The following is a 10,051-nucleotide window of genomic DNA, read 5'->3' as shown; positions in this document are numbered from 1 at the left end:
ACGCAAAGCTGCGCTGCAAAACGCTAGAAGCTGGTAAAAAACTTGCTCGAAACGCCTTTCGCGCTGATTCCCAACGACTTTCCGAGCCGGGCGAGCAAGCCGGGAAAAAGCAGACCTGGGGCCGGCACGGACAACGGTCGTGACAATCTGTAACGTTTCAGTGTATGGGAGTTTTGTCGGACTGGAAGCTACCCGCCTGACGATAGCGGGCGATTGCCGGCCGACCCGGCGACTGCTATGCGCCTGACGGGCGGGACGATATGGACAGGGACCAGACGGACAGGGATGGCGAAGCGCCGGCCAGGCCGACGCTAAAGACGCTTGCCTTCATGACGGGGCTGGGCGTCACCACCGTGTCGCGCGCCTTGAAGGACGCCCCCGAGATCGGCGCCGAGACCAGGCGGCGCGTGCAACTCGTCGCCAGGCAGATAGGCTACCGGCCGAACCGCGCCGGCGTGCGCCTCAGGACCGGCAAGACCAATGTCATCAGCCTCGTGCTCAACACCGAGCGCGAGATCATGAGCTTTGTTTCGGACATCATCTACGGTGTCTCGGAGGTGATCGCCGACACGCCCTATCACCTGATCGTCACGCCCTATTCGCGCTCGCAGGATCCGCTGGATCCGATCCGCTATCTGGTCGAGACGGGCTCGGCCGACGGCATCATCATTTCGCGCACCCAGCCGGACGATCCGCGCGCCCGCTACATGCTGGAGCGCGGCATTCCCTTTGCCACGCACGGCCGCACCGACATGGGGCTCGTGCACCCCTATCATGATTTCGACAACTACGCCTTCGCAGGCGAGGCGGTGCGCTATCTCGCCGGCATCGGCCGCAGCCGGCTCGCCCTGGTGACGCCACCGGTCGGCCTCACCTACTATGGCCATACGCTGAACGGCTTTGCCGATGCGCTGAGTGAAGTCGGCGCCAGCGAGGTGCCGTTCAACACCGTGTCCATCGACCAGTCGATCGAGCAGATCAGGATGCGGACGGCGCAGCTGATGCGGCGCCGGGACCGGCCGGACGGCTTCGTCAGCAGCGCCGCCGCGGCGACGCTCGCCGTCGTCGCCGGCATCGAGGATGCCGGCCTGAAGCTCGGCCGCGACGTCGACGTGGTGTCGAAGCAGTCGTCGGAACTGCTGCATCTGTTCCGGCGGGAACTGCTGGTCGTCAACGAGAACTTCCGCCTCGCCGGCTCCGAGCTGGCCCGCTCGGTGCTCGGCTGGATCGGCGGCGCCGAACCCGGCTCGCTGCAATCGCTCAGCACGCCGAGCGAGGTTCAGCCCTATCGCAGCTGATTGGCGCGACTTGAAAGGCAGGTCAGGCCGAGTCGGAGTCGAAGACGAGCGCGCGGCGATCAAACTGGGTGGCTTCCGGGAACCGGAGCGGAGCGTACTTGAAGTACGTGAGCACGCGCATGACCCCGAAAATCAGAAAGATTTTCGGAAAGGATCATGCGCTAGAGCAATTCCAGGAAAACTGTGTAACGGTTTTCCGTCCGGAATTGCGCAGAAACAATTAGTTAGAGCGGGTCGGCGATTCTATGAAACGCTGAACCGCTCTAAGTCAAAATGCTACAGCGTCCTTTGCGCGCCCGTCCGGACGCGCGGCGCTGTAGAAGCGCAGGAGGCCGCCATTTGCAGGCCGGCCTTACCTGCCCTTAGGCCGCGCCGCTGCCCCAGGGTCCATGGAACGCGCCCTGCTCGCCGATGCGCTCGAAGCCGTGCGCGCCGAAGAAGTCGCGTTGCGCCTGGATCAGATTGGAGGTGCCACGCCCCTGGCGGTAGCTGTCGAAGTAGGCGAGCGCCGACGACAGCGCCGGCACCGGCGAGCCGGCTTCCGACGCCCGCGCCACGATCCTGCGCAGTGAAGGATGCGCCTCCTGCATCATGGCGATGAAGGCCGGCGCCATCAGCAGGTTCGTCGACGCGCTGCCAGAGCCGAACGCCTCGGCCATCGTGTCCAGCATCTGCGAGCGTATGATGCAGCCGGCGCGCCAGATCTTGGCGATGGTCGGCATCGGCAGGCTCCAGTTGAATTCCTTCGAGGCGCCGCTCATCACCGCGAAACCCTGCGCGTAGGCGGCGATCTTGCCGGCGAACAGCGCCAGCTCCAGATCCTTGAGCAGGGCGGCCTTGTCGCCAGCGATCTTGGCGACGCCGATATTGCCATAGGCCTTTTCGGCCGCCTGCCGCTCATCCTTGATCGACGACAGCACGCGCGCCGCAACCGCCGCTTCGATCGCGGTCGCCGGAATGCCGAGCTGCTGCGCCTCGATGACCGACCATTTGCCGGTGCCCTTCTGGCCAGCGCGGTCGAGGATGATGTCGACCACCGGCTTGCCGGTCTTCGGATCGTCGGCGGCCAGCACCTTAGCGGTAATTTCGATCAGATACGAATTGAGCCGGCCCTTGTTCCAGTCGGCGAAGACGGCGCCGATCTCCTTGGGGCCCAGGCCGAGGCCGTCGCGCAATATGCCGTAGATCTCGGCGATCATCTGCATGTCGGCATATTCGATGCCGTTGTGGATCGTCTTGACGAAATGGCCGGCGCCGTCGGTGCCGAGCCAGGCGGCGCAGGGCTCGTCCTTGAACTTGGCGGAGATCGCCGTCAGCACCTTCTCGACGCGCTTCCAGGAGTCTTCCGTGCCGCCGACCATGATCGACGGGCCATGGCGCGCACCCTCCTCGCCGCCGGACACCCCCATGCCGATGAAGGTCAGGCCCGAGCCGGACAATTCGGAGAAGCGCCGCATCGTGTCGCGGAAATTGGCGTTGCCGGCATCGATGACGATGTCGTTGTCGGACAGCACGCCGCGAAGCGCCGCGATCTGCTCGTCGACCGGCTTGCCGGCCAGCACCATGATGATGATCGGCCGCGGCGGCCGGATCGCGGCGGCGAGCTCGTCCAGGCTGTAGCAGGGCACGACCATGTCCTTCAGCGGCCCGGCGCCCGCGACGAAGGCGTCGGTGCGCGACGGCGTGCGGTTGAAGACGGCGATGCGGTGCCCATGCTCGGCAATGTTGAGCGCCAGGTTGGAGCCCATCGTGCCAAGGCCGATCAGGCCGATTTCGGCTTTTTCCATCGTTTCTTCCCTGCTTTCCGAATTTTGTTGGGCCGTGTTTTGCCGGGATGATTGACGGGCCTTTGCGATGGCGTCAACCGCCTCGAGCAATTTGTCACTCGGCGCGGATGTCGATCGGTGCCTCGATCTTCACCACCTCGAAGTCCGAAACCAGAATATCGAGCCGCGCCGTCCAGCGGCCGGGAACCGGGATGATCAGGTTGTCGACGCGCCATGTGCCGTCGCCCGGCTTCGTCGCCGGTCGTTTGATCGGCTCGATGCCGGAATCGGGCTTGGACAGCACCAGTGTCACCGCCTTGGCGTCGAGCGGACCGAAATCGCCGCTCATGATCACCATCGAGGCGGCGACAGGCCCAGAATGGCCCGGCGTGATGCTGAGATCCGCCATCGCTTTCAGCGTGTGGATGTGGATCGACACCGGCTGCGCGGCGGCGATCGCCAGCGCGCGCGGCGGCGGCGTGAAGCGCCAGCCGGCGGCGACGGCGAAAATGGCGACGACGATCAGCACCTCGGCCCCGATCGAGCGCGCCAGCCGCCGCTGTACCTCCGTGGCGCCGGCTTCGGCCGGAGCCGTCAGCGTCCAGCGGTTGATGGTGGCGAGCGTGAACAGAAACAGGAGCAGCACCAGCTTGACCAGCAGCAGCCTGCCATAGGCGGTGCCGATCAGCGCCGCCGGCGTCTGCACCTGGATGACGGCAAGCACGATGCCGGCGGCGGCAAGCACGGCGACGACCGGCAGGATCGCGCGCGAAAACCGATGCAGGAAAGCCCCGGCATCCTTCGACTGCTGCCTCACCGAAAGCCCGAGCGGCACCAGCGCGCCGGCCCAGAAGGCGATGCCCGCACCGTGCAGGAACACCATCGGCCGCGTCAGCCACTGCGGCTCGGCCGCGCTGGCATGGCCGCTGGCGGCGAGCGCGGCGCCGACGCCAGCCAGCCCGGCAAGGGCAAGCGGCTTGCGGCCGCCGCGCGGCCCGGCCAGCGACAGCAGGCCGAGACCAAGCGCGATCAGCGCGATCAGAACGGTCCAGCCGAAGCTGGTGGCGAACGCGGTCTGCCAGACCACCGGCTGCGCCAGCCGGGCAAGCGGCGCGCCGAGCGCATCGAGCCCCTGCAGCCCGAGCGACATTGGCGCCGCCGCCAAGCCGCACAGGATCGCGCCGATGACGAAGCGCCGGCCGCAGCGTTGGTCCTCGGCCAGCCAGGCAAGCGCGAAGGCGCCGCCGACACCAAGAAACAGGCCAACATAGAGCAGGACCTTGCCGATCCAGATGGCTGACCGCAGGTCCCAGTCGACCGCCCCCCCAGCCACCGGTGGAGCGCTCGGCGCGCCGATGGAGAAGAGCACGGAGCCGCCGACCGGATGGCCATCCTCCGAAATCACCCGCCAGCTCAGCACATGCGTGCCGGCTTTCAGCGTCTCGGGATTGTCGATCTCGATGGTCTGATCGTCGAGCCGATAGGACGTCAGGACAAGCTGAGTGCCGTCCGGCCGCACCAGGTTGAGCACCAGCGGCGACACCGGCTCGCTGAAGCTCAGCGAGAATCTTTCCGGGCTTTGCGCCAGCACCGCGCCGTCCACGGGATCGGCGTTGATCAGCGCCGCATGCGCGAAGGCGCGGTCCGGCAGCGCCATAGCCGCAAACAGCAAGATGACGGCCAGAAGCCGGGCAAAAAGCCGGGCGGCTCGCCAGTCGTCGATGCAGGTCCTTGGGGAAGCGCTCATGCGACCATCGCAAGCAGGCGGCGCGCCCCCTGGAACGGAGCGCGCCGCCGGGAGATCATTTCTTCGGCAGGAGCTTGATGCCGGGCGCCGGATTTTCCAGCTCGTCGTCCTCCTGCCCGGCGGCCGGTATCTCGATCCAGCGCGCCGCGGCGCCGCCGTCGCATTCCTGCACGACGGGGAAGTAGAGCATCTGGCCGACGGGCAGATCCGCCGTCAGATTGGCTCTGAAGACGAACTCGTCATAGAATTCGTCCGGCAGATTGCCGCCGCTCCAGTCGACCTCCTTGACGCCGGTGGTCAGCGTCTCGCCATAGAGCTGGTAGGACTTCTCGTACTTGCCTTTCTTGGTCTGCAGCGTCCAGCCGGGTTTCGGCATCGGCTTCACCGAGATCATCCCTTCCGGAATCTGCACGCGCACGGCGGTCGTCGCCTTGCCCTCACAGCCATGCGGCAGGCGAAGCACCGCCTTGTAGGTCGAACCGACAGGCGCTTCCTGGGTTTCCAGCGTAACATGGGCCAGCGCCGCATTTGTCCCGAGCGCGAAAAGCACGCCGGCCGTCAAAAGATACTTGTTCATGATTGTCCCTCGAAGTTTGTGTGGTTGCCGGGTCACTCGGCGTGGTCCATGTCGGTGTCACCGGTTTCACCCATGCCTTCGACTTCGAACTCGACGGTTACGCTGCCGGCCTTCTCGAAGGTGAGCGTCGCCGGGAATTTTTCGCCCTGCTTGGGCTGCCGCTTCAGCCCAACGAACATCAGGTGGTAGGCGCCCGGCTTGAGCGCCACCTTGCCGCCGGCCGGGATTTCGAGGCCGCCGCTGACCGGGCGCATGGTCATGACGCCGTCCTTGACGCCCATCTCATGCAGTTCGGCCTTCTCCGAAATGTCGGAGGCAATCGCCAGCAGCCGGTCCGGCGAGCTGCCTTTGTTGATGATGGTGAAATAACCGCCAGCCACCTTGGCGCCGGCAGGCGTGGCCCGCGACCAGGGATGCTCGATTTCGAGATCGCCGGCCTTGAATTCATGCGCGAAGGCGGCGCGAGCGCCGACTAACAGCATGGCGAGGGTGGAAAGGACGATGCCGAGGCGCTGCCAGCGCCGGGATCGGTTGCTGCGGCCAGACGCGCTGGCCTGCGTTGCGGTAAGGGAAAACATGGTTGCTCCATGATGCGGTGACCGCACCGCCGCGACGCCGCGGACGGTCCGGACGTTGGATGAATGCGCCCGCGAAAGGTTCCGCGAGGCGAGCCGGGACGGATCAGGCCGTCGCTGGCGGCGCGCGCGGGTTCGATGGAGAGCGATCGCGGGCGAAATCGACATGGGTGAAGGCCGGCGGCGCGAACACCACGGCCTCGAGCACGAGGCTGCGGGCGAGAACACTGGCATCGGGCGGCGGCGCGTGGGCAGCGGAAACCATGCTGCAACCAAGCACGCAGCAGGCCGGCAGGTGCTGCTGGTGCGGATCACTGCCGGGAAGCTGGGTCGGCCCCTCATGCGTGCAGATGACATTGCCGAAGGCGTCGAGCTGCGCGGCGGCCGGCCCGGCCGCGAAGGCGCCAAGCGCCGACTGGAGCACAAGCACCAAGATCGCGACGAACGCGACCCTCATGCTCCATTGTCTCCGCCGGATGTCCAAGCTCTGCCTCTCCACGAGCAATGGCAGATACCTAGCATGCGGCCAACGGGGCGAAAATCGCCAAATCACGGCTGCGGCAACGCGGCGCGACCAATGCGTATCGCCGGGACCCGGGCGCGGCTCAGGCGTGTTGCGGCTGCCGCCCCTCGGGGATCGAGGTCAAGAGCGTCTGGCGCGCCGACTTCAGGTGCTTGCGGCAGGCGGCGTCGACTTTGCCGAGATCGCGCGACTTCAGCGCCGCGATATAGGCCAGATGCTCCTGGACGGCGACCTCGTTGCGCTCGCGCTCCTGCGCCTTGTTCCACTGGTAGTGGTAGTGGAAGATCATGGCGATGACGTCGTAGAAGTCGACGATGAAGCGGTTGTGCGATGCGCGGTGGATCAGTCGGTGGAAGCGCTCATCCAGCTCGGAAAACGCCGTGAAGCGCGTGGCGATTTCGCGCGCCAGCTGGCGATGCTCATCCTCCAGCCGGTCGAGATCGGACCAGACCGGGCTTTCCTCGGGCAAGGTGGCGAAAGCGGCGGCCGAGCGTAGCTCGAACATTTCGCGGATTTCGGTCAGCTCCAGCGCGAAAGCACGGGTAAAGCCCTTCAGCACCCAGTGGCTGTTGCGCCGTTTCTCGATCAGGCCGAAGCGGGAAAAGCGGATGAGGAATTCGCGGACGCTGGTGGTGCCGACGCCGATCTCGCGCGCCAGCTCCAACTCGTTGATCTGCATGCCTGCCTCGGCGCCGCCGGCCAGTAGCCGGCGCATGAATGAGCGCTCGATGATCTCGGCCAGCGTGTCGGTCTCCTCCTCGGGGAAGAAGTCATCCGGCCGCGGCGCGCGCAGCACCGTCTTGCTGCGCTTGTTCCAGGCGATCAGCCCGATTTCCGCCATGCGTGCAAGGATGCTGCGCACCGTGGTTCGGCTGACACCGAGCAGGGTGCCCAATTCCGGCTCCGACGGCAGGCTTTGGGTCTCATCGAGCAGCCTGAGGCAGCGATTATAGGCATCCTTGTAGACGTTGTTGCTTTTCGACATCCCCCGCCCCGTTGCGCGCCGGCGCTTGCAGTGCCCGGCCTGAAGCGCGATATGTTCCTAACGCATGCTTCCGGAAAGCTGAATCGCTTTTCGGACGCCGGCCGGACTGGCCCTTGCGCCCTCACAGACGGCGCCCTCGCGAAAAAACATTTGACGCAAAAATGTTTTTTCACGATAAAAGACATTATCCATTAACTGACGCGTGTCAATCCGCCCACGCACCCAGGAACATCCCAGGAAACCGCCCGTGAACGCCGCAAACAGCATCCTCCTGTCTCCCGCCGACAATGTCGCGGTCGCCAATGGCCGCATCGAGATCGGCACGGCGTTGCCGGGTGGTGCTGTCGCCGTCGCGGTGATCGACCCTGGCCACAAGGTGGCGGTCAAGCCGATCGCGGCCGGCGAGGCGGTGGTGAAATATGCTCAGGCGATCGGCCGTGCCACGCTGGACATTGCGCCTGGCGAGCATGTCCATTCGCACAATTTGGTTTTCGAGAGCGGCCGCCTGCCGGTGGTGCCGCCGAGCGAGGCCGAGCACGCGACCGAGGCCGACCGTGCCCGCACCTTCATGGGCTACCGCCGCGCCGATGGCCGCGCTGGCACCCGCAACTTCATCGGCATCATCGCCAGCGTCAACTGCTCGGCCACCGTCTGCCACGCCATCGCCGACGAGGCCAACAGAACGCTCTTGCCGAAATATCCGGGAATCGACGGCTTCGTGCCGATCGTGCATGGCCAGGGCTGCGGCATGAGCGGCACCGGCGACGGCATGATGGTCCTGCACCGGACGCTCGCCGGCTATGCCCGTCATCCGAATTTCGGCGGCGTGATGATGGTCGGGCTGGGTTGCGAGGTCAATCAGTTGACCCTTTACGGCCAGAAGGGTGTCGCCGCGGGCAAGCGCCATTTCAACATCCAGGAAGCCGGCGGCTCGCGCAAATCGGTCGAGAAGGCGATGGGCGTGCTCGCCGAGATCGCCGAGGAAGTCGGTCACCTCAAGCGTGAACCGATTCCGGTCAGCGAGATCGTCGTTGGCCTGCAATGCGGCGGCTCCGATGGCATGTCGGGCATCACCGCCAATCCGGCGCTGGGCGCGGCCGTCGATATCCTCGCCGGCGTCGGCGGCATCGGCATCCTGTCCGAGACGACGGAGATTTACGGCGCCGAGCATCTGTTGGCCTATCGCGCGGCAAGCCCCGATATCGCGGCCAAGCTCGACGGCTATGTGAAGTGGTGGGAGGACCATGTCGCCAAGCACGGCGCCTCGATCGACAACAACCCCTCGCCCGGCAACAAGCGCGGCGGCCTGACCACCATCCTGGAGAAGTCGCTGGGCGCGGTCGCCAAGGGTGGCCAGACGCCGCTCAATGGCGTTTTCGGCTATGCCGAGAAGGTCACCGGCCACGGCCTGGTGTTCATGGACACGCCCGGCTACGATCCGGTCTCCGCCACCGGCCAGGTGGCGGGCGGCGCCAATGTCATTGTCTTCACCACCGGCCGCGGCTCCTGCTTCGGCTGCCGTCCGACGCCCTCGATCAAGGTCGCCACCAACTCGACCATGTACCACCAGATGGAAGAGGACATGGACGTCAATTGCGGCGTCATCGCTTCCGGCGAGAAGACCATCGCTGGCATGGGCCGCGAGATCTTCGAGCTCATCGTTGAGACGGCGTCCGGTCGTAAGACCAAGAGCGAGGCGTTCGGCTACGGCGACAACGAGTTCGTGCCCTGGCACCTCGGCGCGACGCTCTAACCACCGACAAATGATCGCGGGCGACCAGACGGCCCGCAAGGGGAGGCTTTATGAACAAACGCCGGATCGGCACCACTGCGCTCGAGGTCACCGAAATCAGCTTCGGTGGCGCCGCGATCGGCGGGCTCTACCGCGCCTGCCCACGTGAGCCGGCGATGGAAACGCTGCAGACGGCCTGGGATGGCGGCCTGCGCTATTTCGACACCGCGCCCTTCTATGGCTTTGGCCTGTCGGAGCGGCGAACAGGCGATTTCCTGCGCGAGAAGCCGCGCTCGTCCTATGTGTTGTCGACCAAGGTCGGGCGCCTGTTCCGCCCCGTGCCGGAAGACCAGGTGCCGGATCATTCCTATGTCGATCCGCTGCCCTTCGCGCTCGACTACGACTATTCCTATGATGGCATCATGCGCTCTGTCGAGTTCAGCTACGCGCGTCTTGGCCTCAACAAGATCGACATCCTGTTCGTCCACGACATCGGCACCTACACGCATGGCGTCGAGAAGACGAAGCTGCATTTCCGCCAGTTCATGGATGGCGGGTTGAAGGCGCTGGAGGAGCTGAAATCGTCCGGCACGATTTCCGCCTACGGCCTCGGCGTCAACGAGGTGCGGATCTGTCTCGATGTGCTCAGCCGGGCGCCGCTCGACTGCATCCTGCTCGCCAGCCGCTATTCGCTCCTCGACCGCAGCGCCGAGGCCGAGTTGCTGCCGCTCTGCCGGCAGCGCCGGACGTCCCTGATCATCGGAGGCGTCTTCAACTCGGGCATATTGGCGACCGGTCCGGTGCCTGGCGCGCATTTCGACTACCAGCCGGCGAGCAAGGATATCCTC

At 65.6% G+C, this 10,051-nt stretch carries 9 protein-coding genes; 3 read left to right on the top strand and 6 right to left on the bottom strand.

The annotated features are described in order from the left end of the window. The first annotated feature begins 260 nt into the window (after window positions 1-260). Entirely contained in the window at window positions 261-1,298 is a 1,038-nt protein-coding gene (locus EOA33_RS13205; RefSeq protein ID WP_126058245.1) for a LacI family transcriptional regulator, read from the top strand. Window positions 1,299-1,660: 362 nt separating this feature from the next. On the opposite strand, the gene gndA is transcribed toward EOA33_RS13205, so the two are convergent. The 6 genes from gndA to EOA33_RS13175 form a co-directional block, all read right to left on the bottom strand. Continuing rightward, window positions 1,661-3,085 carry an NADP-dependent phosphogluconate dehydrogenase gene (gene gndA / locus EOA33_RS13200; protein ID WP_127405816.1) on the bottom strand — a complete coding sequence of 475 codons (1,425 nt, stop codon included), beginning with the start codon at window positions 3,083-3,085 and terminating at the stop codon, window positions 1,661-1,663. Between the two features lie 94 nt (window positions 3,086-3,179). Next, window positions 3,180-4,811, bottom strand: coding sequence for a copper resistance CopC/CopD family protein (locus EOA33_RS13195; protein ID WP_127405815.1), 1,632 nt, complete (start codon window positions 4,809-4,811; stop codon window positions 3,180-3,182). A gap of 55 nt (window positions 4,812-4,866) precedes the next feature. Further along, entirely contained in the window at window positions 4,867-5,388 is a 522-nt protein-coding gene (locus EOA33_RS13190; RefSeq protein WP_127405814.1) for a YcnI family protein, read from the bottom strand. 32 nt (window positions 5,389-5,420) lie between these two features. Further along, a complete protein-coding gene (locus EOA33_RS13185) occupies window positions 5,421-5,966 on the bottom strand; it encodes a copper chaperone PCu(A)C (RefSeq protein WP_127405813.1) in 546 nt (181 codons plus the stop codon). Window positions 5,967-6,069: 103 nt separating this feature from the next. Further along, window positions 6,070-6,420: a DUF2946 family protein gene (locus EOA33_RS13180; protein WP_127405812.1), complete on the bottom strand. Its 351-nt coding sequence runs from the start codon at window positions 6,418-6,420 to the stop codon at window positions 6,070-6,072. Between the two features lie 148 nt (window positions 6,421-6,568). Further along, complete coding sequence (locus EOA33_RS13175; protein ID WP_127405811.1) at window positions 6,569-7,471, bottom strand: GntR family transcriptional regulator; 903 nt, start codon at window positions 7,469-7,471, stop codon at window positions 6,569-6,571. A gap of 247 nt (window positions 7,472-7,718) precedes the next feature. Between EOA33_RS13175 and EOA33_RS13170 the strand changes: the two genes are divergently transcribed. Together EOA33_RS13170 and EOA33_RS13165 are read left to right on the top strand one after the other, a co-directional pair. Beyond that, window positions 7,719-9,224 (top strand): altronate dehydratase family protein, encoded by a 1,506-nt coding sequence (locus tag EOA33_RS13170; protein ID WP_126058237.1) that lies wholly within the window; start codon window positions 7,719-7,721, stop codon window positions 9,222-9,224. A 50-nt stretch (window positions 9,225-9,274) separates the two neighbouring features. After that, the coding region (locus tag EOA33_RS13165) for an aldo/keto reductase (protein WP_145989127.1) at window positions 9,275-10,051 on the top strand (777 nt) is incomplete at its 3' end.

This window comes from Mesorhizobium sp. M4A.F.Ca.ET.050.02.1.1, from assembly GCF_003997725.1.
Lineage (GTDB): Bacteria > Pseudomonadota > Alphaproteobacteria > Rhizobiales > Rhizobiaceae > Mesorhizobium.
The sequence above is the reverse complement of the archived record's forward strand: the minus strand, read 5'-3'. Positions and strand labels throughout refer to the sequence as shown.